The 25,440-nt window shown below is 63.7% G+C and carries 21 protein-coding genes and 1 tRNA gene; 12 read left to right on the top strand and 10 right to left on the bottom strand.

Going from position 1 to position 25,440, the window contains the following annotated elements:
- Nucleotides 1–14 precede the first annotated feature (14 nt).
- The gene (gene dusA / locus ABD847_RS12010) at nucleotides 15–1,067 is read right to left on the bottom strand and encodes a tRNA dihydrouridine(20/20a) synthase DusA (RefSeq protein ID WP_345013308.1); all 1,053 of its coding nucleotides are present in this window, start codon (nucleotides 1,065–1,067) and stop codon (nucleotides 15–17) included.
- 822 nt (nucleotides 1,068–1,889) lie between these two features.
- A complete protein-coding gene (gene prfC / locus ABD847_RS12015; protein ID WP_345013310.1) occupies nucleotides 1,890–3,473 on the bottom strand; it encodes a peptide chain release factor 3 in 1,584 nt (527 codons plus the stop codon).
- A gap of 167 nt (nucleotides 3,474–3,640) precedes the next feature.
- Between prfC and ABD847_RS12020 the strand changes: the two genes are divergently transcribed.
- From ABD847_RS12020 to ABD847_RS12040, 5 genes are all read left to right on the top strand, one after another.
- Nucleotides 3,641–4,435 carry an SDR family NAD(P)-dependent oxidoreductase gene (locus ABD847_RS12020; protein WP_345013312.1) on the top strand — a complete coding sequence of 265 codons (795 nt, stop codon included), beginning with the start codon at nucleotides 3,641–3,643 and terminating at the stop codon, nucleotides 4,433–4,435.
- Nucleotides 4,436–4,538: 103 nt separating this feature from the next.
- A complete protein-coding gene (locus ABD847_RS12025) occupies nucleotides 4,539–5,954 on the top strand; it encodes a TolC family protein (RefSeq protein WP_345013314.1) in 1,416 nt (471 codons plus the stop codon).
- Entirely contained in the window at nucleotides 5,951–6,934 is a 984-nt protein-coding gene (locus ABD847_RS12030; RefSeq protein WP_345013316.1) for an HlyD family secretion protein, read from the top strand. Before ABD847_RS12025 ends, ABD847_RS12030 begins: the two co-directional genes overlap by 4 nt.
- On the top strand, nucleotides 6,924–8,033 hold the full coding sequence (locus ABD847_RS12035) for an ABC transporter permease (RefSeq protein ID WP_345013318.1): 1,110 nt from the start codon (nucleotides 6,924–6,926) through the stop codon (nucleotides 8,031–8,033). Before ABD847_RS12030 ends, ABD847_RS12035 begins: the two co-directional genes overlap by 11 nt.
- Entirely contained in the window at nucleotides 8,026–9,177 is a 1,152-nt protein-coding gene (locus ABD847_RS12040) for an ABC transporter permease (protein ID WP_345013320.1), read from the top strand. The genes ABD847_RS12035 and ABD847_RS12040 overlap by 8 nt, the downstream gene beginning before the upstream one ends.
- Nucleotides 9,178–9,226: 49 nt before the next feature.
- Here the strand turns inward: ABD847_RS12040 and ABD847_RS12045 are convergent, their stop codons facing one another.
- The 4 genes from ABD847_RS12045 to ABD847_RS12060 form a co-directional block, all read right to left on the bottom strand.
- The gene (locus tag ABD847_RS12045; RefSeq protein ID WP_345013322.1) at nucleotides 9,227–11,089 is read right to left on the bottom strand and encodes a methyl-accepting chemotaxis protein; all 1,863 of its coding nucleotides are present in this window, start codon (nucleotides 11,087–11,089) and stop codon (nucleotides 9,227–9,229) included.
- A 172-nt stretch (nucleotides 11,090–11,261) separates the two neighbouring features.
- Nucleotides 11,262–12,752 carry a Re/Si-specific NAD(P)(+) transhydrogenase subunit beta gene (gene pntB, locus ABD847_RS12050; RefSeq protein ID WP_345013324.1) on the bottom strand — a complete coding sequence of 497 codons (1,491 nt, stop codon included), beginning with the start codon at nucleotides 12,750–12,752 and terminating at the stop codon, nucleotides 11,262–11,264.
- Nucleotides 12,753–12,764: 12 nt separating this feature from the next.
- Nucleotides 12,765–14,294 (bottom strand): Re/Si-specific NAD(P)(+) transhydrogenase subunit alpha, encoded by a 1,530-nt coding sequence (pntA, locus tag ABD847_RS12055; protein WP_345013326.1) that lies wholly within the window; start codon nucleotides 14,292–14,294, stop codon nucleotides 12,765–12,767.
- 507 nt (nucleotides 14,295–14,801) lie between these two features.
- The gene (locus ABD847_RS12060) at nucleotides 14,802–16,592 is read right to left on the bottom strand and encodes an AMP-dependent synthetase/ligase (protein ID WP_345013328.1); all 1,791 of its coding nucleotides are present in this window, start codon (nucleotides 16,590–16,592) and stop codon (nucleotides 14,802–14,804) included.
- A 240-nt stretch (nucleotides 16,593–16,832) separates the two neighbouring features.
- On the opposite strand from ABD847_RS12060, the gene ABD847_RS12065 reads away from it, so the two are divergent.
- Nucleotides 16,833–17,375 (top strand): thioredoxin family protein, encoded by a 543-nt coding sequence (locus ABD847_RS12065; protein ID WP_345013330.1) that lies wholly within the window; start codon nucleotides 16,833–16,835, stop codon nucleotides 17,373–17,375.
- Here the strand turns inward: ABD847_RS12065 and ABD847_RS12070 are convergent.
- Genes ABD847_RS12070 through ABD847_RS12080 form a run of 3 tightly spaced genes read right to left on the bottom strand, consistent with a single transcriptional unit; the run spans nucleotide 17,351 to nucleotide 19,006 of the window.
- Entirely contained in the window at nucleotides 17,351–18,214 is an 864-nt protein-coding gene (locus tag ABD847_RS12070) for a peptidoglycan DD-metalloendopeptidase family protein (RefSeq protein WP_345013332.1), read from the bottom strand. The two genes, ABD847_RS12065 and ABD847_RS12070, sit on opposite strands and share 25 nt — an antisense overlap.
- Nucleotides 18,211–18,663: a ribosomal protein S18-alanine N-acetyltransferase gene (gene rimI / locus ABD847_RS12075; RefSeq protein WP_345013334.1), complete on the bottom strand. Its 453-nt coding sequence runs from the start codon at nucleotides 18,661–18,663 to the stop codon at nucleotides 18,211–18,213. The genes ABD847_RS12070 and rimI overlap by 4 nt, the downstream gene beginning before the upstream one ends.
- Nucleotides 18,656–19,006 carry a hypothetical protein gene (locus ABD847_RS12080; RefSeq protein ID WP_345013336.1) on the bottom strand — a complete coding sequence of 117 codons (351 nt, stop codon included), beginning with the start codon at nucleotides 19,004–19,006 and terminating at the stop codon, nucleotides 18,656–18,658. The genes rimI and ABD847_RS12080 overlap by 8 nt, the downstream gene beginning before the upstream one ends.
- A 201-nt stretch (nucleotides 19,007–19,207) precedes the next feature.
- On the opposite strand from ABD847_RS12080, the gene ABD847_RS12085 reads away from it, so the two are divergent.
- Nucleotides 19,208–20,827, top strand: coding sequence for an ATPase RavA domain-containing protein (locus ABD847_RS12085; RefSeq protein ID WP_345013338.1), 1,620 nt, complete (start codon nucleotides 19,208–19,210; stop codon nucleotides 20,825–20,827).
- Nucleotides 20,820–22,262, top strand: a complete 1,443-nt coding sequence (gene viaA / locus ABD847_RS12090) for an ATPase RavA stimulator ViaA (protein ID WP_345013340.1) — start codon at nucleotides 20,820–20,822, stop codon at nucleotides 22,260–22,262. The genes ABD847_RS12085 and viaA overlap by 8 nt, the downstream gene beginning before the upstream one ends.
- 77 nt (nucleotides 22,263–22,339) lie before the next feature.
- On the opposite strand, the gene ABD847_RS12095 is transcribed toward viaA, so the two are convergent.
- Nucleotides 22,340–22,416: transfer RNA gene (locus ABD847_RS12095), tRNA-Trp, on the bottom strand.
- 350 nt (nucleotides 22,417–22,766) lie between these two features.
- On the opposite strand from ABD847_RS12095, the gene pyrB reads away from it, so the two are divergent.
- The 4 genes from pyrB (at nucleotide 22,767) to ABD847_RS12115 (ending at nucleotide 25,307) form a co-directional block, all read left to right on the top strand.
- A complete protein-coding gene (gene pyrB, locus ABD847_RS12100) occupies nucleotides 22,767–23,690 on the top strand; it encodes an aspartate carbamoyltransferase (protein WP_345013342.1) in 924 nt (307 codons plus the stop codon).
- A gap of 10 nt (nucleotides 23,691–23,700) precedes the next feature.
- Entirely contained in the window at nucleotides 23,701–24,165 is a 465-nt protein-coding gene (gene pyrI, locus ABD847_RS12105; protein WP_345013344.1) for an aspartate carbamoyltransferase regulatory subunit, read from the top strand.
- 115 nt (nucleotides 24,166–24,280) lie between these two features.
- Nucleotides 24,281–24,919: a nucleotide-binding protein gene (locus ABD847_RS12110; RefSeq protein WP_345013346.1), complete on the top strand. Its 639-nt coding sequence runs from the start codon at nucleotides 24,281–24,283 to the stop codon at nucleotides 24,917–24,919.
- 13 nt (nucleotides 24,920–24,932) lie between these two features.
- A complete protein-coding gene (locus tag ABD847_RS12115) occupies nucleotides 24,933–25,307 on the top strand; it encodes a CopG family transcriptional regulator (RefSeq protein WP_345013348.1) in 375 nt (124 codons plus the stop codon).
- Nucleotides 25,308–25,440 lie beyond the last annotated feature (133 nt).

Genomic DNA, 25,440 nt, shown 5'->3' on the forward strand with positions numbered 1-25,440 from the left:
ATAACCCGGGGACGCTAGTCTGCCTGCTCGGCTGGATCACATTCCGTCACCTGCGCCATGGCCGCCAGCAACACTTCGACCCCAGCCCCACGGCGGCAGGCATGCTCACTCAGATAACGCCGCCAGGCCCGGGCCCCCGGGATGCCCTGGTACAGTCCCAGCATGTGGCGGGTGACATGGGCCAGCTGATTGCCCTTGGCCAACTCGGCTTCTATGTAGGGCACCATGGCCTCCACCACCTGATGCCGGCTGAGGATGGGGGCCGTATCGCCAAACAGGGTGTTGTCTACCTGCGCCAACAGGTAGGGATTCTGATACGCCTCCCGCCCCAGCATGACCCCATCCAGATGTTGCAGATGCACCTGTGCCTCGGCCAGGCTGTTGATGCCGCCGTTGATGGCCAGGGTCAGCTGTGGGAAGTCCTGCTTCAGACGATAGACCCGCGGATAATCCAGCGGCGGTATCTCACGGTTCTCCTTGGGGCTCAAGCCATTGAGCCAGGCCTTGCGAGCATGGACGATAAAGGTATCGCAGCCGGCAGCGGCGACGGTTTGAATAAACTGGCAGAGAAACTCATAGGAGTCCTGCTCATCGATGCCGATGCGGGTCTTGACCGTCACCGGGATCGCGACCGCCTCGCGCATCGCCGCCACACAGCGCGCCACCAGCTCCGCCTCGCCCATCAGGCAAGCACCGAAGCGACCGTTCTGCACCCGATCCGACGGACAGCCGACGTTGAGGTTCACCTCGTCGTAGCCACGCGCCTCGGCCAGCCTGGCACAGGCGGCCAGGGCCTGGGGATCGCTGCCGCCCAGCTGCAGGGAGAGCGGATGCTCGGCCACATCAAACCCCAGGTAGTCACCCTTGCCGTTCAGTATGGCGCCTGTGGTCACCATCTCGGTATAGAGCAAGGCGTGCCGGGTCATCAGCCGATGGAAGTAACGGCAATGGCGATCCGTCCAATCCAGCATGGGGGCCACCGAGAATGTCTGGCGGTGGACAGGCTTGCCAGAGATGGCCTCAGTGCCTGATTTAACGGGGTTTTCACTGATTTTTTTCTGAGTCATTTGCGGGTGTTTCCAGACATTTGTTGATTGCACCTGCCCCATGTCTACCACTCCATTTCATGGGACAGGCGAACTCCACGAGGTATCTATGGCCGGCTACACGAAAGAAAAACGTAAGACCAGCAAAGGCGAGTCACGCTATCGCTGTACCGTCAGGGAACATAAAGGCGAAGAGGTAGTATACCGGTAATCCTGTACCTTTGGCAGGCAGTCCGACTGCCAAGAGTTGGGGCATGCAGATGGTAGCAATGATCGAGCGAGATGGCCTGCCTGGCAAGACACAGGAGAACCACCAGCGGCAGGGGGGCAACAAAGTCCATGCCCGTCAGGGCGCAACGGACAAACCGAGATCCACCCGCCAACGTCAAACAAGCCAACCAAAGCCACCCCACACTACCCCTCCCCTTGCCAGGGGAGGGAATCCCGGCAGCCCGTGTAATACCCATGGGAATTCAACCCCAAGGCCCAATCAAACCACCGGGCGCCCTTGGCCGGGCCGAGTGGCGGGCGGTGTGCAGGGGATGGCCCGCAGGGAGGTGGGCTGAGCCAGCGCCGGTCCAGGGATGGGCCGTCACTGGCGGCCCCGGAGCAACGACCAGAGCGAGGGGCTGTCCCGACCATGGGCAAAAGGCCCAGGATTGCAAAGGGGCGGGCTAGCGCCCCTTTGCCCGCCCCCGCCCAGCGGCGTTAGGCAGAACGCCAGTGCCCCAAAGGGCGGAACCTCCCCCACCAAACCAAAACCACCAAAAACAAAGGGCCGTCTCTCGACGGCCCTCATTCATCCCGACAGGCTGCGCCCAACCGGCACAGCACAAGCGAAGCTTAGTGTTCGCGCGTCTTCCGGAACACCACATCCGGATACCGCTCCATGGTCAGATTCAGGTTCACCATGGTGGGGGCGATATAGGTCAGGTTGTCGCCGCCATCCAGCGCCAGGTTGAGGGCGCACTTGCGCTGGAACTCATCCAACTTCTTGCCATCCTGGCACTCCACCCAGCGGGCGGTACTGACGTTGATGGGCTCGTAGATGGCCTCGACGTTGTATTCGGTCTTCAGGCGCGACACCACCACATCAAACTGCAGCACCCCCACGGCGCCGACGATGAGATCGTTGTTCTCGATGGGGCGGAACACCTGCACCGCGCCCTCCTCGGAGAGCTGCACCAGGCCCTTGAGCAGCTGCTTCTGCTTGAGCGGGTCTTTCAGGCGAATGCGGCGGAACAGTTCCGGGGCGAAGTTGGGGATGCCGGTGAACTTGATGTCCTCACCCTGGGTGAAGGTGTCACCGATTTGTATGGTGCCGTGGTTGTGCAGACCTATGATGTCCCCCGGGTAGGCCTCTTCGGCCTGCTCCCGGTCACCGGCCATGAAGGTCACGGCGTCGGAGATCACCACATCCTTGCCGATGCGCACGTGGCGCAGCTTCATGCCTTTTTCATATTTACCCGAAACCACCCGCATAAAGGCGATGCGGTCGCGGTGCTTGGGATCCATGTTCGCCTGGATCTTGAACACGAAGCCGGAGAACTTCTCCTCGCTGGCCGCCACGGCCCGGGCGTCGGTCTGCCGCGGCATGGGGGCCGGCGCCCACTCGGTGAGGCCGTCCAGCATGTGGTCGACGCCGAAGTTACCCAGGGCGGTGCCGAAGAACACCGGGGTCAGGGCGCCATCGAGGAACTCCTGGCGGTCGAAGGGGTGGGAGGCACCTTGCACCAGCTCCAGTTCGCCCTTGAGCTGCTCCAGCAGATCCTCGCCCACCGCGTCCACCAGCGCCGGGTTGTCCAGCCCCTGGATCACCCGCTTCTCCTGGATGGTGTGGCCCTTACCGGTCTGGTAGAGGATCACCTCGTCGTCATACAGGTGGTAGACGCCCTTGAACAGCTTGCCGCAGCCGATGGGCCAGGTGATGGGGGCGCACTTGATCTTGAGCTCGTTCTCCACCTCGTCCAGCAGCTCCATGGGATCGCGGATGTCGCGGTCCAGCTTGTTCATGAAGGTGAGGATGGGGGTGTCCCGCAGCCGGGTGACTTCCATCAGCTTGCGAGTGCGGTCTTCGACCCCCTTGGCGGCGTCGATGACCATCAGGCAGCAGTCCACCGCCGTCAGGGTGCGGTAGGTGTCTTCGGAGAAGTCTTCGTGGCCCGGGGTGTCCAGCAGGTTGACGAGGCACTCGTTGTAGGGGAACTGCATCACAGAGGTGGTGACCGAGATGCCCCGCTCCTTTTCCATCGCCATCCAGTCGGACTTGGCGTGCTGACCCGAGCCGCGGCCCTTGACGGTACCGGCGCGCTGGATGGCGTTGCCGAACAGCAGCACCTTTTCGGTGATGGTGGTCTTACCCGCGTCCGGGTGGGAGATGATGGCGAAGGTGCGGCGCTTGCCCACCTCGGTAAGGAACTGTGACATGAAAAGGTCCCGTGATGACGCAAAACTCGAGAAAGTGGCCGCGGATTATAAACCAAGGGCAGTTTTTGCCCAAACAAATGCGAACCTGCGCCTGCCAAGCGGCTGGGGACTGGGGTAGAATGAGCCCCCTTCATTCTACTGGTCTGACCAAATTGCGAGGCTCCGGCATGTCCCCCTCCGACTCCCGCGCCCCCCTGGCCCTGATCACCGGCGCCTCCGGTGGCATCGGCGAAGCCCTGGCTTGGTGCCACGCCCGGGCCGGCGGCGATCTGCTGCTGGTGGCCCGCTCGGCGGACAAGCTGGCCCGGTTGCAACAGGCCCTGCAACAGACCTGCGGGGTGCGGGTCTGGATACTGCCACTGGACTTGAGCCAGCCGACGGCGGCCGCGCAACTGGCGGACCATTGCCGGCAACAGTCCCTGACGGTGGACTACCTCATCAACAACGCCGGGGTGGGCGGCCACGGCCTGTTCCACGAGCAGGATCCGGCCCGCCAGGAGGCGATGCTGCAGCTGAACCTGATGACCCTCACCCGGCTGACCCGGCTGCTGCTGCCGGCCATGGTGGCCCGCGGCCACGGGCGCATTCTCAATGTTGCCTCCACCGCCGCCTTCCTGCCGGGCCCCTGGCAGGCGGTCTACTTCGCCAGCAAGGCCTACGTCTGCTCGCTGAGCCAGGCCCTGGCGGCGGAGCTGGCGCCCTGCGGCATCACGGTCACCGCCCTGTGTCCCGGTGCGGTGGCCACCGGCTTCGTGGCCGCGGGGGATCTGCAGGGGGTGGACTTTTGGCGTGGCGCCCCGGGCGCCGAGTCGGTGGCCCGCTGTGGCTATGCCGCTATGCTGGCGGGCAAGCTGGTGGCCTTCAACGACTGGCGGCTGCGTCTGCTGATCGACGGCCTGCTGCCCTGGCTGCCCCGACGCTGGGTGCTGACCATCGCCTATCGGCTGATGCAAAAACAGTGATCTGGCCCGCCGCTGCCGTGCTGGGAGGGCCGAGCCGTGAATAGTACAATTGCTCTCATTTTTCCCGGTCTCGATGAGATCGGCCGATCAGGATGGATTCGAGATGGCGTTACACATCCGGGGGCGGCGTGCCCTCCTGCTGCTGCTGTGCGGCCCAGCCCTAGCACTGGCCCAGCCGCTGGATTTTGACCGTGCCTGGCAGCAGGTGCTGAGCCAGAACCCCGGCCTCAAGGCCGAGCAGGGCGGCATCACCAAGGCCGAACAGCTGGCGGATGCCGCCCGGGCCCTCTACCTGCCGGACATCAGCGTCAGTGGCCAGGCCACCCACATGGCCAAGCCCATCGAGCTGGACCTGGCGGATCTCAACCCCATGGCGCAGCTGTCGCAGGACGCCACCCTGGGCCCGCTGCTGGGCCAGCTGCTGGCCGGCATCGGCGGCAGCAGCGCCCTGGTGACCCCCTTCACCAAGCAGGATCTGGTGACCAGCTCCATTCAGGCCATGTGGCCCCTGTACGCCGGCGGCCGCATCGATGCCGCCCAGACCATACGCGCCGCCCAGGTGGACGAGGCCCGCCAGCAGTATGCCTTGAAGCAGATGGCGGCGTTCGAGACCCTGGCCCAGCGCTACTTCGGCGTCCAGCTAGCCCAGCAGCTGCTGGCCACCCGTCAGGCCCAGCAGGATCTGCTGGCCCATCACCTGACCCAGGCCAATCAGCTGGCCAAGCAGGGGCAGATCGCCGAGGTGGAGCGCCTGTCCGCCGAGTCTGCCCTGGCCAACGCCCAGATCCAGACCGATCAGGCCCGCCGCCAGACGGAGATCGCCCAGCTGGCATTGGCCAGCCTGCTGGGGGAGACGGGGCAGCCCCAGCCCAGCCTGCCGCTGTTTATCAACCGGCAATTGCCGCAGCAGGTTCAGCTGCTGGGCGACACCCTGGCCCATCACCCCGGCCTGCAACTGCTGGATGCCAAGGCCCGCCAGGCCGAGGGGCTGGCGACGGTGGAGTCGGGCAAGCGGCTGCCGGAGGTATTCCTGTACGGCAACTACCAGCTGTATGAACAGGACACGCTGGCGGCCAAGATAGCGCCGGACTGGCTGGTGGGCGTGGGGGTCAAGGTGCCCCTGGTGAGCCGCGAGGGCCACAGCGACACCCTGGCCGCCGCCGCCACCACCCGGCTGCAGGTGCGGGATATGCTGGCCCAGCTGAGGCAGGATCTGAGCCTGCTGGTGCAGCAGAGCTGGCGGGAGGCCGATCAGGCGCGCCAGGAGTATGAGTCCAGCGCCCACACCCTCGAGCTGGCCCAGGCCAACCTCAAGCTGCGCCAGAGCGCCTTTACCCAGGGGCTGGGCACCTCGCTGGATGTGCAGGAGGCCCAGACCCGATTGCTGGGGGTGCAGACCCAGCGCCAGGCCGCCGCCTACCGTTATGACATCGCCCTTGCCCGCCTGCTGGCGCTGGCCGGCCGGGCCGCCGAATTCAGCCAATACCCGCAACACGCCGACGTGGAGTTTCAATCATGAGTGCCCTGTCCCGCCGCCTGCCCCTGCTTGCCCTGCTGCCCATCGCCGCCCTGGCGGGGGCCACCTGGTGGGCCACCCGCCCCGCCCCCGTGCGCCTGCAGGGACAGATAGAGGCGCAAAGCTACAGCGTGGCCTCCAAGATCCCCGGCCGCATCGACCGCGTGTTGGTCAAGAAGGGCGACCCGCTCCAGCAGGGGGATCTGGTATTCCGCCTGACGAGTCCCGAGCTGGATGCCAAGATGCAGCAGGCCCAGGCCGGTGAGGCCGCCGCCAGCGCCCTGGCCCGCAATGTGGAGCTGGGCGCCCGGGAGCAGCAGGTGCTGGCCGCCAAGGATCAGTGGCGCCGGGCCCAGGCCGCCGCGGATCTGCACCAGACCACCTACCAGCGACTGGATGCCCTGTTTAAGGAAGGGGTGCTGGCGGAGCAGAAGCGCGACGAGGCCCTGACCCAGTGGCGCACCAGCCAGCTGGCCGCCGATGCCGCCCAGCAGCAATACCTGCTGGCCCAGGAAGGAGCGCGGGAGGAGCAGAAACAGGCGGCCCGGGAGCAGGCCAAGCGGGCGGCGGGGGCCGTGGCCGAGGTGGCCGCCTACCAGGCGGAGACCGAGGTGCGCAGCCCCGCCAGCGGTGAGGTGAGCCAGGTGCTGTTGCAACCGGGGGAGCTGGCGCCCCAGGGCTTCCCCGTGGTCACCCTGCTGGACATGCACGACGCCTGGCTGCGGCTGCAGGTGCGCGAAGACAGGCTCAAGCACTTCCCCATGGGGCGGGAGTTCGAGGTCCGGCTGCCGGCCATCGACGACCAGCCCCACCGCTTCAGGGTCAGCCACATCGCCGTGATGGGGGAGTACGCCACCTGGCGGGCCACCGACAGCGGCAGCGGGTTTGACATGCGCAGCTTCGAGGTGGAGGCCAGGCCCCTGGAGGCCGACCTGCCCCTGCGGGTGGGCATGAGCGGCCTGGTGAGCCTGGATGCCGACTAATCGTTGGACCGCTCCCTGGCGGCTCATAGGCCAGGACCGCTGGCAGCTGGCCCTGCTGCTGTGGCTGCCCCTGCTGCTGGGCCTCTGGCTCTGGTCGCTGTTTGGCAACGGACTGCCGCGGGATCTGCCCATCGGGGTGCTGGATCAGGACGGCAGCCACCTCTCCCGCCGGGTCAGCCAGCTGCTGGACGACAGCGCCGGGCTCCAGGTCACCCGGCAGTTCAGCCAGTGGCCAGAAGCCGCCGACGCCCTGCGCAGCGGCCGCCTCTACGGCCTGGTGATCCTGCCCTACGAATTTGAAAAGGATGTGCGGCTGGGCAAGCAGCCGGTGGTGGAGGCGCGCTACAACGGCCAGCTGCTGCTGGTGGGCCGGCTGGTGAACGGCAGCCTGCAGCAGGCCCTGGGCACCGCCAACGCCAGCCTCGCCGGCCTGACCGCCCTGGCCCACGGCGTGCCGAGCCCGGGTGCCCTGGGCCAGGCGGCGCCCATTCGCGTGCAGATCACGCCGCTGTTTAACCTCAGCACCAACTACGCCCAGTTCCTGCTCAGCGCCATCTGGCCGGCCATCTGGCAGATCCTCTGCGTGCTGCCCCTCCTGGTGGGGCTGGCCCGCCACCAGCAGCAGACACCTGACTGGCTGGGCCGCCTCGGCCTGCCGCTGCTGCTGCCCTACTGGCTCATCGGCTGGGGCTGGGGCGCCCTCATGCTGCTGGCCTTCCAGCTGGCCGGCTGGCCTCTGGCCGGCAGCCTGGCCATGCTGCTGCTGGGCCAGGGACTGATGGTGGGGGCGAGTCTGGCCATCGGCTGCCTGCTCTACCTGCTGACCCGCGACGGCACCCGGGCCATGAGCCTGGCGGCGGCCTTCAGTGCCCCCGCGCTGGCCTTTATCGGCATCACCTTTCCGGCGGAGCAGATGAACGGCTTCGCCAGTGTCTGGCGCAGCCTGCTACCGGTCTCCCACTACGTGGATCTGCAGGTGCAGCAGGGCCACTACGCCATGACGGGGCTGGCGGCCTGGCTGCCCATCCGCAACCTGCTGCTGTTCGGCCTGCTCTGGCTGCCGGTGGTCTGGATTATCCGGAGGGCACGTCGTGGCTGAGTTAGTGGATCTGCTGCGCCAGGAGGCCCGGCGGCTGTTTACCGACAGGGCCATACTGCTGACCCTGTTTGGCGGCCTGCTGTACTACTTCCTTCTCTACCCCTCCCCCTATGCCAACCAGGTGGCCCGGGAGCTGCCGGTGATCCTGGTGGATCAGGACGACAGCCTGCTGTCCCGCCAGCTGGCCTTTATGGCGGAGGCCACGCCGACGCTCAAGTTTGTCGGTACCGCCAGCACCCTGGAGGCGGCCCAGCAGCGGCTGCGGCACAACGAGGCCCGGGGCATACTGGTGATACCGCCGCACTTCATGCGCGATGTGCGCCTGGGGCGCAGCGTCACCCTGGCCCTGGCGGCGGATGCCACCTACTTCCTCAGCTACAGCGGCATTGCCGAGGGCCTCAGCACGGCGGCCGCCACCTTGGGAGTCGGCATCCAGGTGCAGCGGCGACTGGCCAGTGGCGAGGCCCTGCCCCAGGCGCTCAACGACAGCCGGCCGTTTGCGGTAAACAGCGTGCCCCTGTTCAACCCCACCCTGGGTTACCAGCCCTATGTGCTGCCGGCGGTGTTCCTGCTGATCCTGCATCAGACCCTGCTCATCGGCGCCGGTCTGCAGGCCTGCGGCCAGCGGCTGGCCAGCCAGGCCGGCGAGAGCGGCTACTGGCAGAGCGCCTCGCCCCTCACCCTGCTGGCGGCCCGCACCAGCCTGTTCACCCTGCTGTATCTGCTGTTTGCCCTGGCCTACCTGGTAGTGGGGCTGGCCTGGTACGGGCTGCCGCGGCTGGCCGCCCTGGGCCAGCTGCTGCTGCTCTGGCTGCCGCTGTTTATGACCATCAGCTGTGTCGGCAGCCTGCTGGGCAGCCTGCTGCCGCGCCGGGAGCTGGTCACCGCCCTGGTGGTGCTCAGCTCCCTGCCCATCGTCTTCGTCACCGGTTTCATCTGGCCCAATGAGGGACTGCCGGCCTGGCAGGCCGCCCTGGCCCAGTGGATCCCCGCCACCCCGGGGATCCAGGCCTTTCTCAAGCTGCAGGTGGAAGGCGCCGATCTGTCCCAGATCCGGCCCGAGCTGGGCCAGCTCTATGGCCAGCTGGCCCTCTATGGCCTGCTGGCCTGGTGGGCGCTCCGGCGCCGCCAGCGGGTGGAGTGAGCGAAACAAAAACAGGGAGGCGCTCGCCTCCCTGTTTCTTTTCGACCGCCTACAGACGGAAGCGGGACACTTGGCCGTTCAGCGCCTCGGCCTGCTGCAGCTGGGCCTGGGACAGGGCCTGACCCTCGTCGGACTGACCAATCAGCTCATCGGCCAGCGCCTTGATCGCATGGATGTTGCGGGTCACCTCGTCGGTGACCTTATGCTGCTCCTCGGCGGCGGTGGCGATCTGGGTGGCCATGTCGGTGATCACCGCGATGGCCCGGGTGATCCCGGCCAGGGCGGCACTGGCCGCATCGGCATCCTGCACGCTGAGGCCCGCCTGCTCGCGGCTGCGCTGCATCATGGCCACGGCGTTACGGGTGCTCTGCTGCAAGGTGGTGATGGTGCCCTGAATTTCGGTGGTGGCGCTTTGGGTGCGCCTAGACAGCACCCGCACCTCGTCCGCCACCACCGCAAAGCCCCGGCCATGCTCGCCGGCCCGGGCCGCCTCGATGGCGGCGTTGAGCGCCAGCAGGTTGGTCTGCTCGGCGATGCCGGTGATGGTGGTCAGCACTCCCGAGATGGCTTGGGCGTGCAGATCCAGCTCATCGATGACGCCGGTGGCCTGGGCCACCTCGTCCGCCAGCTCCGTGATGGAGTGCCGGGTCTTGTCCACCAGGGCGCCGCCCTCCACCACGCTCTGGCTGCAACCCTGGGCCTCGCTGGCGGTCAGCTCGGCATGCTGGGCAATCTCCGCGGTGGCGGAGGTCATCTCGGTGACGGCGGTGGCCACCATGGCGATCTCCTGCTCCTGACGGTTGACCTCCTGCCGGCTGCGCTGGGCCTGGCCCAGCCCCTGGCGAGCGCTGGCCTCCAGGCGGCCGGCCTCGTCGCGGATCTGGCGAATGAGGCCATGCAGGCTATCGATAAACTGGTTGAAGCTGCCGGCCAGCTCCCCCACCTCATCCTGATTGGTGATGAGGATGCGCTGGGTCAGATCCCCGTCGCCGCTGGCAATATGGGCCAGGGCGCTGGAGACCCGGCGCAGAGGCGCGATCAGGGCGCCGATCAGCGCGCCTATGGCCAGCAGGCTCACCAGCAGCACCACGGCCGTGATGATGACCTGCTGCAGCAACTGCTGGTTCAGCGGCGCCAGCAAGGTGGCCTTGTCCACCAGGCTGAGCAGCTGCCAGGAGGTCTTGGGTATGGGTTTGCGCCACAGCAGCTTGTCGCGGCCTGCCAGCGTCACGGCCTGGGGTTCGGACGACGAGGCCTGCAGGTTCACGCCATCCAGCAATCGCGCCAGGGGTTGCAGCACCAATTCTTGATCTCGGTAGGCCACTATCTTGCCCTGGCCATCCACCACCAGGCTGACACCGTCCGCCGGCAGGCTCATCTCCGCCAGTATCTGCTGCAGCCGCGCCGTGGTGATGTCGCCTCCCAGCACACCGCCGGCGGTCTGCTCCACCAAGGAGAGCACCACGGCAGGCGGGCTGTAGGTGTCGTCCAGATAGGGAGCGGTCAGCTGGACGCCGCTCTGGCCCAGGGCGGTCTGATACCACGCCTCGGCCCTGGGGTCATAGTCGCTGTAGTCGGTCGGCTCTTGCTGCTCATCATCCAGCATGTCGCCCTGCGCATCGCCAAAGTAGAGGCTCTCGAAATCACCGGCCAGGCGCACCAGATAGAGGCTGGCGGTATCCCGCGCCTTGCCCTGGGTCGCCAGGGCATGGACGGCGGCCCGCTTGGCGCTCAGCCAGTCGCCGATGCTGGCGGCACTGCGTTCGGCCAAGCGGTCAATATGGGCATAGTTGCCGTCGATCACCTGCGCGTGCAGGGCGCGGTAGGCCAGGGCAGAGAGCAGCAGGGTGACGCACAACAGCGCCAGACCAACGCTCAGCAGCAATTTGCGTTTGAGATTGAGTGAAAACATAAGGCTCCCCAAGTCCTTAGGGTTGCACCCCGGGATAGCCGGGGTAAACGTCCAGGTGGATAACAAGGCTAACATGCAGAAAAACTACATTAGACTGGCTGCACAGAATACGCGGTGCGCGGGCAAAAAAACAGGGAGGCCATGGGCCTCCCTGCTTCGTGTGACGCCGAACTTACAGCGCCTTGAGAATCTTCTCCACCGTGGCCTTGGCATCGCCGAAGCACATGTGGGAGTTTTCCTTGAAGAACAGCGGGTTCTGCACCCCGGCGTAGCCGGTGTTCATGGAACGCTTGAACACCACCACGTTCTGCGCCTTCCACACCTCCAGCACCGGCATGCCGGCGATGGGGCTGCCCGGATCTTCCATGGCGGCCGGGTTGACGGTGTCGTTGGCGCCGATCACCAGTACGGTATCGGTATCGCTGAAGTCCTCGTTGATCTCGTCCATCTCCAGCACGATATCGTAAGGCACCTTGGCTTCCGCCAGCAGCACGTTCATGTGGCCAGGCAGACGCCCTGCCACCGGGTGGATGCCGAAACGCACCTTGATGCCCTTGGCGCGCAGCTGCTGGGTGATCTCGGCCACCGGATACTGGGCCTGGGCCACCGCCATGCCGTAGCCGGGGGTGATGATGACGGAGGAGGACGCCTTGAGCAGTTCGGCCACGTCTTCCGGGCTCATCTCACGGTACTCGCCCACTTCCTCGCTGCTGCTGGAGCTGACACCGTCGGTGCCGAAACCACCGGCGATCACCGAGATGAAGGAGCGGTTCATGGCCTTACACATGATGTAGGACAGGATGGCACCGGAGGAACCCACCAGGGCACCGGTGACGATCAGCAGGTCGTTGGAGAGCATGAAGCCCGCCGCCGCCGCCGCCCAACCTGAGTAGGAGTTCAGCATGGAGACCACCACCGGCATGTCGGCGCCACCGATGGATGCCACCAGGTGCCAGCCGAAGGCCAGGGCGATGACGGTCATCAGCAGCAGGGCCAGGGTAGAGCCGCCCACCTTGACGAAGTAGATCATCAGCAGCACGGAGAGCACCACGGCCACCAGGTTCAGCTTGTGCTTGTGGGGCAGGGACAACGGCTTGGAGCTGATGAGGCCACGCAGCTTGCCGAACGCGACTATGGAGCCGGTGAAGGTCACGGCACCGATGAACACGCCCAGGAAGATCTCCACCAGGTGGATGTTGAGCATGGCGCCGGTCAGGTGACCGTTATGGGCGGTTTCCTGGCCCAGGGCATCCACGGCGGCCTTGACGGTGGCCATGATCTCGTCGGCACTGCCGGACAGCGACAGCACCAGCTGGGTCGGAGTTTCCGCCGGCAGCAGCTCGATGAAGCTGTTGAAGCCCACCAGCACGGCCGCCAGACCGACGAAGCTGTGCAGCACGGCCACCAGCTCCGGCATCTCGGTCATCTCGACCTTGAGGGCCAGACGGGCACCGATGGCCGCCCCCACCGCCATGGCGATGAGTATGTAGATGACGCCGCCCACGCTGGGGCTGGCAATGGTCGCCACCAGGGCGATGGCCATGCCGGCGATGCCGAACCAGTTACCGTACTTGGCGGTTTCCTGCTTGGACAGTCCCGCCAGCGTGAGAATGAACAGGACGGCAGCGATGATGTAGGCAGCCGTGACCAATCCATGAGACATGTTGTTTCTCCCTTAATCCTTACGGAACATCTTGAGCATGCGGTGGGTCACGGTGAAGCCCCCGGCGATGTTGATGGTGGCGATCAGCACGGCGAAAAACGCCAGCGACTTGATGAGCCAGGAATCACTGCCGATCTGCAGCAGGGCCCCCACCACTATGATGCCGGACACCGCATTGGTGACGGACATCAAGGGGGTGTGCAGGGCGTGGGTGACGTTCCACACCACGTAGTAACCCACCACGCAGGCCAGCACGAACACGGTGAAGTGGGAGAGGAACTCAGGCGGTGCCACATGACCCACCCAGGCGAAGGCGGCCAGCCCCAGGGCGCCCAGCACATACTTAAGCTTGGAGGGTTCCTTGGGTTCGGCCTTCACCGGCGCGGCAGCGGGGGCGGCCTTGGGTGCGGCGGAGACGCTGATGGCCGGCGGCGGGAAGGTCACCTCGCCCTGGCTCACCACGCTCATGTTGCGCAGTATGACATCGTCAAAATCGATGTTGATGTTGCCGTCCTTCTCCTTGCACAGCAGCTTGGACAGGTTCACCAGGTTGGTGCCGTACAGCTGGGAGGATTGGGCCGGCAGACGACCGGGCAGATCGGTGTAACCGATGATCTTCACGCCACCCTCGGTGACATGCAGCTGACCCGGTACCGTGTATTCGCAGTTGCCGCCGGCCTGAGCGGCCATGTCGACGATCACGGAACCCGGCTTCATGCTGTCCACCATCTCGCGAGTGATCAGCTTGGGGGCCGGCTTGCCGGGGATCAGGGCGGTGGTGATGATGATGTCCACCTCCTTGGCCTGGGCGGCAAACAGTTCCATCTCGGCCTTGATGAACTCTTCAGACATCACCTTGGCATAACCGTCGGAGGAGGAACCATCCTCGCCACCGAAGTCCAGCTTGAGGAACTCGCCCCCCATGGACTCGATCTGCTCGGCCACTTCCAGACGGGTGTCGAAGGCGCGGACAATGGCGCCCAGGGAGCCGGCGGCCCCGATGGCGGCCAGGCCGGCCACACCGGCACCGATCACCAGCACCTTGGCAGGCGGTACCTTACCGGCGGCGGTGATCTGACCGGTGAAGAAACGGCCAAACTCGTGGGCCGCCTCGATGACGGCACGGTAACCGCCGATGTTGGCCATGGAGGAGAGGGCGTCCAGCGCCTGGGCGCGGGAGATACGCGGCACCATGTCCATGGCCAGCACGTTGACCTTGCGCTCGGCCAGCTTGGCCACCAGCTCAGGGTTCTGCGCCGGCCAGATGAAGCTCACCAGGGTAGTGCCTTCCTGCAGAAGAGCGATCTCTTCATCCGTCGGGGCATTGACCTTGTAGATAAGCGGGGATTGCCACAGGGCCTGGGTGTCCACCACCTGGGCACCAACGGCCTCGAAGGCGGCATCGGCAAAGCTGGACAGCGCACCAGCCCCGGATTCCACCACCACATCGAAGCCGAGTTTCTTCAGTTGCTCCACGGTGGCCGGGGTGGCTGCCACCCGGGTCTCACCGACGAGACGCTCTCTCGGTATTCCAATCTGCATGTCTATTCCCTGATGTTGAAAATGGTCGCTGACGGCGAGCCAGCCCATCCCGGCAAGGATGCGCTCGACTCAGGTTTATCCATCAACGATTGACCAATCAAAAAACGGCCGCGTAGCCGTACCGGGTCAGCCCTGGCTGACAGGTAAGAGTTGGACCCTGATTAGTAACAGATTTTGCGGCTCATTAACACTCGATTCGGGCCAGACCAGTGAAGATCCCCCGCAAGCTAGTGCAAATCCCGTCAGCCCCCTACTCTAGCCAGCCGCGCCAACAACACAACTGTTTCCCTGCCCGCCACTTAGAATCATTCGGGCATTTAAATAACTTTTAGATCTTGATAGCGCCGGTTTAACGCGATTTAGCTATGGCCATTCCCGTCGGCACTGAGCCTCAGTGTGACCCAGGCGGCCAGCCGGGCGCTAGTCCAATCCTGGCAAGCCTTTGCCTGTTTCTGGCAAATTGGCGCCCGACAAACAAAAGGCCCGGACGGGGTCCGGGCCTGCGGCTCACTTGGCGTACATGGCCTCGATCTCGTGGCGGAACGCCTGCTCGATCACCTTGCGCCTGAGCTTGAGGGTCGGCGTCAGCTCCCCCTTCTCCATGGCGAAGGGCCGCGGCAACAGGGTGAAGACCTTCACCTGTTCGAACTTGGCCAGCCCCTGCTGCAGCTCGTTGATGCGCTGCTCGAAGAATTCTTTCACCTTGAGGTTGGACAGCAGCTCCGCCTTGTTCTGGTAGGAGAGACCTATGCTGCGGGCATACTCCTCCAGGGACTGGAAGCAGGGCACGATCAGCGCCGACACATAATGGCGGGCATCGGCGATGATGGCGATCTGCTCGATGAAGCGATCCTTGCCCAGGGTGCCTTCCACCAGCTGGGGGGCCACATACTTGCCGGTGGAGGTCTTCATCAGCTCCTTGAGCCGCTCGGTGAACACAAGGTTGCCCCCCACGTCCAGATAACCGGCATCGCCGGTGCGCAGGTAGCCATCCTCGGTAAACACCTCGGCGGTGGCCGCCGGCTTGTTGAAGTAACCCCGCATCATGGTGGGTCCCTTCACCTGGATTTCGTTATCCGGCCCCAGGCGCACCTGCAGGCCCGGCATGGGCCGCCCCGTGCTGCCCAGGGGCAGACAGTCATCCTCCCAGCAGGAGACTGTGGCCAGGGTCTCGGTCATGCCGTAGCCGTACTTGATGGGGAATCCCGCCCCCAGGAAGAAGCGGTTCACCTCGTCCGCCAAGCGGGCGCCGCCGATGGGCAGCATGCGGATGCGGCCGCCAAAGCGGGCGCGGATGGGACGGAAGATCAGTCGATCCGCCAGGCCGTAGCTGGCACGCAACCACAGCGGCAGCCGCTCCCGGGCCTGCCGGCGGGCCACCACCTTGTCGCCCAGGCGGCAGCCCCAGGCAAACAGGGCGCGCCGCCAGGCCGGCGCCGCCGCCACCTTGGCCTGGATCTGGGCATAGGCCTTCTCGTAGATCCGCGGCACGGCGCACATCAGTGTCGGCTTGACCTCGTTCAACACCTGCATCACCTGACGGGGATCGCTCATGTAGACGTTGAGCACGCCGCAATAGAGGATGTAGAAGCTCCAGCCCCGCTCGTAGATGTGGCTTAAGGGCAACATGCACAGGGAAACGTCCTGGGGCGTCAGCTTGACCCGGCGGTGATGCTGCTCCATGGCGGCGGCCAGGTTGGCAAAGTCCAGCATGACCCCCTTGGGCTCGCCTGTGGTGCCGGAGGTGTAGACCAGGGTGAAGAGATCGGACAGCTGCATCCGGGTCTCCCGCGCCTGCCGGATCTGCACCAGGGACGCCTCATCCCCCAGAGTCAGCAATTGGGGCAGGGTCAGGATGCGGGCATCGGCACAGGGTTGTGGCAGGCTGTCCCCCAGCCAGATGAGATGCTGCAATGCGCCCTGGGCTAACAGTTCACAGGCATTGGCAAACTGCTCCTGATCGCCGACAAACAGGATGCGGATGCCGGCGTCGTTGAGCACATAGTTGCTCTGAGCCAGGGTGTTGGTGGCATACAGGGGGACTGTCACCCCACGGGCGGCCAGGATCCCCAGGTCGGCCAGGGTCCAGGACACCAGATTGGGGGAGAGGATGCCGACGCGATCCCCCTCCCCGTGCCCCAGGGCAATCAAGCCCTGGGCAATGCAGTCCATCTGTTGGCCCAGCTGACGCCAGCTGACATCCTGCCATTGGCCCTGGTGCTGCCCGCGCAAGGCAGGCTGGTCGTTCATTCCCTCGATACGCTTCCGGATGACATCTAAATAATGAAGCTCATGCATCGATCTGTTCCTTCCGCCATCGCGGAGTCTCTCTCTCCGCTCAGGCGGACTTAATTGAATACAATTTGGCCAGCGAGAGCCAAGAATGGCCGCAGTCTACCCAGAGGGGTTTGGGCTTACAAGTGTTAGCTTAGTGCGCCAAGACACAATTTGATGGCAAAAAGAGGGGGGCGAAAGGGTGGACATGGCCGTGCAGTCGAGCACAATAGCCAAGCGACCCCCACCGGAGGACGAAACACCTTGATCAAGAAAATCACCCTCGGTCTGCTGCTGGGTCTGGGGGCCAGTGCCCTGCTGCTGACCATGTATTTTGTGCTGATCGATCGCTGGCCCTGGCAACACCCCTTGCCCTGGCATTACAACCTGGAGGGCTACCAGCAGGCGGCCAGCCTATCCCGCCAGAGCGGCAAGCCGATCCTGTTGCTGATCGAGCGGCGCCGCTGCCGGCGCTGTGAAATGCTGGAGCAAAATCTGCTCAAGGATCCGCATCTGGAGAGCGTGGTGGGAGATCTGATCCTGGTGCGGCTGGACATCAGCGCCAACAGCGCCACCGCCCAGCTGACGGCCCGTTACGGTCGGGATCTGAAACTGCCGGTGATGTTCCTGGAGACGGAACCTGGCGAGAAGGCCTACCCGCTGCACCTGAACCCCGAGCTGTCCCACATCTGGGTGCCAGGCCAGCCGGGCACCCAGGGCAACAAGATGCCCCTGTCGGTGGCCAGCCTGGATCTGGCCATAGAACGCACCCTACAGCAGATTCAGCCGCCCACCCAGACCCCCTGAGCCGGCATCTGACCATTCAGGGTGAAGGGGATGGCCACCAGCCGCCGGCCATCGTTGTGCTGCACGGCAAAGTGCAGGTGCGGCCCAGTGCTGTAACCCGTGTTGCCCGAGTTGGCCAGCCAGCTGCCCGCCGAGACCGACTGACCTAACCCCACACGCACCGAGTGGGGTTGCAGGTGGGCATAGAGGGTCAGGGTGCCGTCCGGATGTAACAGCCGCAGGTAGTTGGTGCGTGCCCGTCCAGAAAGATCCTGGGTATGGCCCACATAGCCATCGACAAAATCCACCACCACCCCCGCCTTGGCCGCCAGTACAGGGGTGCCTTCCGGCATGGCCAGATCGATGGCGTAGCGATTGCCCGGCAACTGATGGCTGTAGCCACCGTCAAACCCCTGGGAGACCCGAAAACGACCGGCAAACGGCGGCCGCAGCTGAGCTCGAGAGACGGTGCTCGGCGCGCCCAGCACAAACTGATGGCCGATGCCCAGTCGCCCTGGGCCGCGATAGGCCACCTTGGCCACAAACCGCTCGCTGCGTCCCGCCACCAGGATGGGACAGCGAAGATCCTGACTGCTGGTCACCCCCTGCTGTCGGTCCAGCTGCAGGGTAACGGTCACCGGGGCCGTCAGTTCATTGATCACATAGAGATTGCCACTGGCGGTATATCTGAGCTTGACCTTGTCCGGGTCGGGATCGAACTCGTCCAGCTCCTGGGGGGAAAACGGCGAGGCCCGGGCGGCATCATCGGTGTAATTGATGACCCCCTGCTCGTCTACGTACTTGAACACGGCGGCCTGCAGCGGCCAGACCAGCAGCGCCAGCCAGACCCAGGATCTCACGCCCCAGGATCCAGGGTGCGACCCATCAGCAGGGCATCCTCCCGCCCGGTGTTGGTGGGATAGTAATTCCTGCGGCAGCCGACCTCGTGATAACCGGCAGACAGGTAGAGCCCTTGTGCCGTACGATTGCTGCGCCGCACCTCCAGCCACCAGTGCCGACAGCCCAGCGCAGTACTGCGCGCCAGATAGTCCCCCAGCAGGGCCCGACCCCATCCCCGGCCACGGCAATCGGGCCGCAGGCAGAGATTCATCAGGGTGCTTTCATCCAGCAGCCAGTCCGCCAGGTAGTACCCCACCAGCTGCCCCTGATGCCAGGCGCCGCCACCGAGATAACGCTCGCCAAAGCAGGAGGCCAGCAGGGACGCGCTCCAGGGGTGGTCATAGGCCGCTTGCTCGATGAGCAGCATGGCCGGCAGATCTGCCGGCGATAAGGGACGCAACTCAAGCATGCCGCTGACACCAGGCTTGCCACAACCGCCGCTTGGCGGCGCCATCCGCCGGCAGCGGGCAGTGCAGGGCACAGTCGACATCCGGTGCCGCCGCGGTGCTCAGGCTCCACGCGGGGTCGGCGCCAGCTTGCCAAGGGGACCAGGCGTTCGGTGCCAGCCCAAAGGCGCGGCACAGATCCGCCACCCAGACCGGCACCGGCCCCTTGATCCAGAGGCAGCCATCCGCCGAGGCGGGTTCAGGCGCAGCCTTGGGTTCCGGCCCCATGGCCAGCCGCGCCGGATGACGCAGCTGCCAGTCGGTCAGCCCCATCTCGATGAGTCGTTGTCGCCTGTGTGAGTCCATCATCCGCCCCTTGAAAAAACCGGGGCATAAATAGCAAACCCGGCCAGCAAAAGCCACCGCAAGGCCCGGAAAAACCGCGAGTTATCCAGGATTTCAAACGACGCTGGTGATAAAAAAACCTTGCCTTTGTGATGGTAATCACAACAATAGGAGCTTTCGTGAATCAGTTCACAATTTCGTCATCTCTCCTTCGAGGCAGGCATGAGTGTAAACCCCTTACCGGATCGCATTGGCAGACTGCTGGACGCCCTGGCCCAGGGCCTGTATGAACGTAAGGATGTAGTACGCCTGTGCCTGCTGGCCGCCCTGGCCGGCGAGAGCGTCTTCATGCTGGGCCCCCCCGGCATCGCCAAGAGCCTGATCGCCCGCCGCCTGATCCACGCCTTTGACCAGAGCCGTGCCTTCGAATACCTGATGACCCGCTTCTCCACCCCGGACGAGGTGTTCGGCCCGCTGTCCATCCAGGCCCTCAAAGACGAGGGCAAGTATGAGCGCCTGACCCAGGGCTATCTGCCCGAGGCCGAGGTGGTGTTTCTGGACGAGATCTGGAAGGCCGGCCCCGCCATCCTCAATACCCTGCTCACCGTCATCAATGAGCGTCGCTACCGTAACGGTGTGCGAGAGGTGGCGGTGCCCATGCGCCTGCTGGTGGCGGCCTCCAACGAGCTGCCCCAGGCCGACAGTGGTCTGGAGGCCCTCTACGACCGGCTGCTGTTCCGGGTCTGGCTGGATCGCATTCAGGAGAAGCAGAACTTCCGCGCCATGCTCACCAGCCGCCAGGACCCCCAGGCCGATCCGGTGGACGCCAAGCTCAAGATCAGCCAGGACGAGTACCAGCAGTGGCAACAAGCCCTGACGCAAGTCGCCTTGCCCGACAGCGTGTTCGAACAGCTGTACCGCTTCCGAGAGCAGCTGGCCCAACTGGTGGGGGATGGTCAGACCGAAGGGGTCTACGTCTCGGATCGTCGCTGGAAGAAGGCGGTCCGCCTGCTGCAGGCCAGTGCCTTCTTCAATGGCCGCAGCCAGATCGGCGGCCTGGATCTGCTGCTGCTCAAGGACTGCCTGTGGCATGACCTCTCCAGCAAGGAGCAGGTCAACAAGCTGATGCTGGAGTTCGCCCGCCGTCAGGCCTTCGGTCAGGACAAGATACAGTTCTCCCTGCAGCGGCTGCATAACGATCTGGAACGGTTGCAACGGGACTGGGTGCGTGAACTGGCCTGCAAACTCACCCCGGCCCGCCGCTGGCGGCCCGGCAAGGAGCAGAGCTGGCGGCTGGATGCCAAGCAGCTGGGCCTCAAGGAGTTGCCCCTGACCCTGCGCCTGCTATTCCTGCAACCCTGCTGCCTGGACAACGCACAGCCGGATCGCCCCACCCTGTGGGCCGAGGTGGACAGCCAGCAGTGGCAGCAGTGGCAACGCAAGGGGGGCCCCATCCGCGCTCGCTTCAACGAGCGTGAACAGCGCAGCAGCCTGCTGCTGGATGTGGACAGCGAAGGCCGCCTCATCGCCCGGGACGAACGCCATCAAGCCATACTGGTGGCCCTGCCCAAGGCCGAAGGCGTACCCGGCTGGTTGCGCCAACGTCAGACCGAACAGCTCGACGAGCTGCTGCAGGCCCTGGGCCAACAGCAACAGGCCTTGCTCAATCAGCGCCGCAGCTTTGCCGCCCAGTGTCCGCATCTGTTTTTGGAGCAGAGCTGGTTGCGTCAGGTGGAAGAGAGTCTGCTGGCCCTGGTGGAGCAGGCCGAAACACTGCAACAGCAGTTGCAACAGCAGCGCCAGGAGCTGCTGAGCCTGACCCAGGAGGTGGCACATGCTTGATGTGCAAAGCGTGGCCATGCTGCTGAGCCTCAACGAAGGTGAATTGATCAAGGAGATGCTCAGCGGTGTCATGGCCGCCCCCCAGATGGTCGGCCTGCTCAAGGGCAACAGCCGCCTGAAGGCCCACCTGCAAAACCACCTGGATAACTGGAGCCGTGGCCTGCAGGATCTGCTGCAGGGCGAGCCCCTGCCGCCGGAACTGGCGCGGGAGTTCGAGCTGTATATGGAGGCGCGGCGGGCCAACCCGGAGGCCTTCGATGGCCTGCTGCCACGCCTGCTGAACAAGCTCGACGGCGTCAGCGGCTTTTTGGATCATGCCCCGGCCCTGCTGGCACGGCTGCAGGAGTCCAGTCCGGCCAATCGCCAGGATCTGTTCTTGGAGCGCTGGCGCTCCCACCTGGTGCTGCGGGTGATGCAACTGGCCATGACCCTTGCAGACCGGGAGCGCGAACGCCTGCTGGACGAGCTGGAAAACCGCATGAAGGTCAGCGAGGAGGTGGCGGACGAGCTGCAACTGCAGCAACCCGGCCGCCTCTGGGATCTCAGCCGGGCACGCCTGAGCCGGGGTGACAGCCGCCTGCTGCGCCACTATGCCCGCCTGCTGCAAAACAACCCGGATCTGAAGAAGATCGCCGATGAACTGGGCCGCAGTGCCCGGGAAGACAGTCAGCACCAGGAGAAATACGCCCTGGTGGACACCCAGATCATGGCCCTGGAGCAGCAGGAGCAGATGCCCGACGATCTGGTGGGCATCTATCAGGACAACCAGCTGACCCGCCTGGTCCCCAGTGAGGCGCTGCTGCTCAGCACCCCCGAGCTGGAAACCCTGTTCTACCAGCACCTGATAGAGCGCCGTCTGCTGAACTATCAGTACAGCGGCCAAGCCAGCCAACCCCAACCGGCGCGAGTGATCCGTCGCAGTCAGGGTGAACATCAGGAGCCCAAGGGGCCCTTCATCGTCTGCATCGACACCTCCGGCTCCATGAGCGGTTACCCGGAGCAATCCGCCAAGGCCCTGTGCATGGGCTTGCTGCGCATCGCCCTGCAGGAGGAGCGGGAGTGCATCATCATGCTCTTCTCCACCGAGGTGCTCAGCTATCACCTGACCGGCCCCGCCGGCTTGCAGGAGGCGGTCAACTTCCTGGGGCGCAGCTTCAAGGGTGGTACGGATCTGGCACCCTGCATGGACAAGGTGCTCAAGGAGATGGCCCATAGCCGTTATAGCAACGCCGATGCCATCGTCATCTCCGACTTTATCGCTCAGCGCCTGCCCGATGAGACCCGTGCCCTGGTGGCCCAGCAGAAGCAGCAAGGCAACCGCTTCAACGGCGTCTGTCTATCCCGGCACGGCAAGCCAGCCCTGATGAAAATCTTCGATCAGGTATGGCGATTCGACACCAGCCTGGGCGGTCGCCTGCTGCGCCGCCTGCACTAAGCCCCCAACAACACGCTCATCACGGAAAACACCCATGCAAAAAGGCCGATAACCTAGGTTATCGGCCTTTTCTAATCTGGCAGGGGCGGAGGGACTCGAACCCCCAACCATCGGTTTTGGAGACCGCTGTTCTACCAATTCGAACTACGCCCCTGCAGCAAACGAGGCGAATTATACAAACTGGTCTTCAAAGGTAAAGGTCTTTTTCGGCCGCTTTGGTTCGATCGCGCAACAAATAGCCGCAAAGTGTTAGACATCTCATTTTACGACCCAAGACGTCAATGTGCAGGCAAACGTTAACATGCCTGGCGCCTTGCTCTATAATCCGCAGCCATCAGCCATCAGATGGAGAAGCCCGATGTCCCAACTTGCGCATCGCCCTCAGGCACTGCGCCCTTGCGCCATCCGCCCGCTTCTGCGCTTGCTGACCGATCCTTTCGGACAAGGCCCCTATTGCAGGGGCTTTTTGTTGCTCACTTCACCCATGCATAGGGACACCTGACCATGGCCAACCCCCTCTACAAGAAACATATCATCTCCATCTCCGACCTGAGTCGGGATGAGCTGGAGCTGGTGGTGGAAACTGCCAGCCGCCTCAAGACCGAGCCTCGGCATGATCTGTTGCAGCACAAGCTGGTGGCCAGCTGCTTCTTCGAGGCATCGACCCGTACCCGCCTCTCCTTCGAAACAGCGGCCCAACGGTTGGGTGGCAGCGTGATCGGTTTTGCCGATGCCGGCAACACCTCCCTGGCCAAGAAGGGGGAGACCCTGGCCGACTCGGTGCGCGTCATCACCTCCTATACCGATGCCTTCGTCATTCGCCATCCACAGGAAGGCGCTGCCCGCCTGGCCGCCGAGTTCTCCTCCGTGCCCGTGATCAACGCAGGCGATGGCTCTAACCAGCACCCCACTCAGACGTTGCTGGATTTGTTCACCATCTTCGAAACCCAGGGGCGCTTGGACAATCTGCATCTGGCCTTTGTGGGCGACCTGAAATACGGCCGTACCGTGCACTCCCTGGCCCAGGCCCTCAGCCTATTCGGTGCCCGCTTCTACTTTGTGGCCCCCGATGCGCTGGCCATGCCGGACTACATCTGTGAAGAGCTGGATGAAAAGGGCATAGCGTACAGCGTGCATGACAGTCTGGAAGAGATCATGCCTCAGCTGGACATCCTCTATATGACTCGGGTGCAAAAAGAGCGCTTTGAGGAGTCGGAATACCGGCATATCGCCGCCAAATTCGTCCTGACCTGCGAGCAACTGACCACGGCCAAGCCAAATCTCAAGATACTGCACCCCCTGCCGCGTATTGATGAGATTGAGACCGCTGTGGATGCCACAGACCACGCCTATTACTTCCAGCAGGCCGAGAATGGCGTCTACGCCCGTCAGGCCCTGCTGGCCCTGGTATTGAACGAAACCGTATAAGGAGCTCACCATGTCCGAGAAGAAACAGCTGCAGGTGGAAGCCATTCGCAACGGTTCCGTCATCGACCATATTCCGGCCGGCCAGGGGATCAAGATCCTCAAGTTGTTCCACCTGTTGGAGACCCGGGAGCGGATCACCGTCGGTCTTAACCTGCCTTCTGCCGCCTTAGGGGCCAAGGATCTGATCAAGATAGAGAACAGCCGTCTCACCGATGATCAGGCCAACCAGCTGGCGCTGTTTGCCCCCAACGCCACCGTCAACATCATCGAGAATTTCAAGGTGGTTCGTAAGCTCCAGCTACAACTACCAGAGTCTGTAGAGGGTGTATTTGATTGCCCCAACTCCAATTGCATCAGCCATAAGGAACCGGTGCGCAGCAGCTTCCGGATCCGCGCAATGCGGGATGAGGTGCGCATGAAATGCAAATACTGCGAAAAATCCTTCACCAAAGAGATAGTTAGCGCACATTTCTAATCAAAGGGAGGCACTGGCCTCCCTTTTTGCCTCCATCCGCCGCTCCCTCGACTATTTATTTCTATACTGAAAACACGAAACGACCCGTCCAGCATGGAATCACAAGGGGTGGTGCATGATATTGCTCGTTGGTGGAGAAAAAGGCGGCAGCGGCAAGAGCTGCCTGGCGCAGAACCTGGCGGTGTACTTCAAGATCCAGTATCAGGGGGAGGTCTTGCTGGTAGACTGTGACCCGCAACGAACCAGCTCTGACTGGATACAGGAGCGCAAAGACACCAGTCTACCCCAACTAAACTGCGTGCAACTCTATGGGAATATTCGCGAAGATTTGCTGAGTCTGAAGAACCGCTACGACTTTGTGGTAGTGGATTGCGGTGGCCAAGATAACCGTGCGCTGCGCTCCACCATGGCGGTGGCCAGCCATGCACTGATCCCGTTACGCCCCAAGCGGCGCGATCTCAAGACCCTGCCGCACATGGAAGACATCATCAGCACCTGCAAGATGGTCAACCCCACCCTAAAAGCTGCCGTTGTCATGACGCAATGCCCTGCCTTGCCGAATCAGGCCAAACGGATACTCGATGCCAAAGAGGTCTGTGAGTCATTCTGCGTTCCCGTCCTCCAGTCCATCATCTATAGCCGAAACGTGTATGATGACAGCGAAGAGCGAGGGCTCTCTGTGGTTGAAATAGAGCCTGATGGTAAAGCGGCCGCAGAAATAAAAGCCATCGCCAAAGAGTTTATGGACCTATAAGGTAGTACTGCATATGGGGCTTTCGGATCTCAAGAAGAAACGTGACAAGACACCCATTGAACCGCTAACGGTTGACGAGTTCATTGATGATGCCGAGCTATATGCCCTTGGTCAGCCAAGGCTGGTCAGCCCGGAAAGGCGGCAACACCATCCCATCTTGCCGGAGCAGCCCATAGACAGTGAGGTTGGCAGGCCTGTCTATAAGAAAGCGACTTACTCTATGTCACTGGACTCGATTGATCAGCTTGCTGATATCGCGATCCGCGATGGCATGAAAAAATCTCAGCTCCTTCGGCTGTTTACCCATTATTTTTATCATCTTCCGCCGGAAGAAAGAGATCTTATCTACGATCGATTACAGCGCCTGTTCGGCGAGCACCTCAAATAGTCCAATGTCGCAAAACAGAACAAACAAAAAGGCCTCTTGAATTCAAGAGGCCTTTTCACTTCGTATTGGGTGCCTGGCGGTGTCCTACTCTCACATGGCGAATGCCACACTACCATCGGCGCTACAGCGTTTC

The organism is Pseudaeromonas paramecii, assembly GCF_039540575.1.
GTDB classification, from domain to species: domain Bacteria; phylum Pseudomonadota; class Gammaproteobacteria; order Enterobacterales; family Aeromonadaceae; genus Pseudaeromonas; species Pseudaeromonas paramecii.

Coding starts and splice junctions, on each gene's coding strand:
- dusA (WP_345013308.1), bottom strand. CDS start 1,067: ATGACTCAGAAAAAAATCAGTGAAAACCCCGTTAAATCAGGCACTGAG.
- prfC (WP_345013310.1), bottom strand. CDS start 3,473: ATGTCACAGTTCCTTACCGAGGTGGGCAAGCGCCGCACCTTCGCCATC.
- ABD847_RS12020 (WP_345013312.1), top strand. CDS start 3,641: ATGTCCCCCTCCGACTCCCGCGCCCCCCTGGCCCTGATCACCGGCGCC.
- ABD847_RS12025 (WP_345013314.1), top strand. CDS start 4,539: ATGGCGTTACACATCCGGGGGCGGCGTGCCCTCCTGCTGCTGCTGTGC.
- ABD847_RS12030 (WP_345013316.1), top strand. CDS start 5,951: ATGAGTGCCCTGTCCCGCCGCCTGCCCCTGCTTGCCCTGCTGCCCATC.
- ABD847_RS12035 (WP_345013318.1), top strand. CDS start 6,924: ATGCCGACTAATCGTTGGACCGCTCCCTGGCGGCTCATAGGCCAGGAC.
- ABD847_RS12045 (WP_345013322.1), bottom strand. CDS start 11,089: ATGTTTTCACTCAATCTCAAACGCAAATTGCTGCTGAGCGTTGGTCTG.
- pntB (WP_345013324.1), bottom strand. CDS start 12,752: ATGTCTCATGGATTGGTCACGGCTGCCTACATCATCGCTGCCGTCCTG.
- pntA (WP_345013326.1), bottom strand. CDS start 14,294: ATGCAGATTGGAATACCGAGAGAGCGTCTCGTCGGTGAGACCCGGGTG.
- ABD847_RS12060 (WP_345013328.1), bottom strand. CDS start 16,592: ATGCATGAGCTTCATTATTTAGATGTCATCCGGAAGCGTATCGAGGGA.
- rimI (WP_345013334.1), bottom strand. CDS start 18,663: ATGCTTGAGTTGCGTCCCTTATCGCCGGCAGATCTGCCGGCCATGCTG.
- ABD847_RS12080 (WP_345013336.1), bottom strand. CDS start 19,006: ATGGACTCACACAGGCGACAACGACTCATCGAGATGGGGCTGACCGAC.
- ABD847_RS12085 (WP_345013338.1), top strand. CDS start 19,208: ATGAGTGTAAACCCCTTACCGGATCGCATTGGCAGACTGCTGGACGCC.
- viaA (WP_345013340.1), top strand. CDS start 20,820: ATGCTTGATGTGCAAAGCGTGGCCATGCTGCTGAGCCTCAACGAAGGT.
- pyrB (WP_345013342.1), top strand. CDS start 22,767: ATGGCCAACCCCCTCTACAAGAAACATATCATCTCCATCTCCGACCTG.
- pyrI (WP_345013344.1), top strand. CDS start 23,701: ATGTCCGAGAAGAAACAGCTGCAGGTGGAAGCCATTCGCAACGGTTCC.
- ABD847_RS12110 (WP_345013346.1), top strand. CDS start 24,281: ATGATATTGCTCGTTGGTGGAGAAAAAGGCGGCAGCGGCAAGAGCTGC.
- ABD847_RS12115 (WP_345013348.1), top strand. CDS start 24,933: ATGGGGCTTTCGGATCTCAAGAAGAAACGTGACAAGACACCCATTGAA.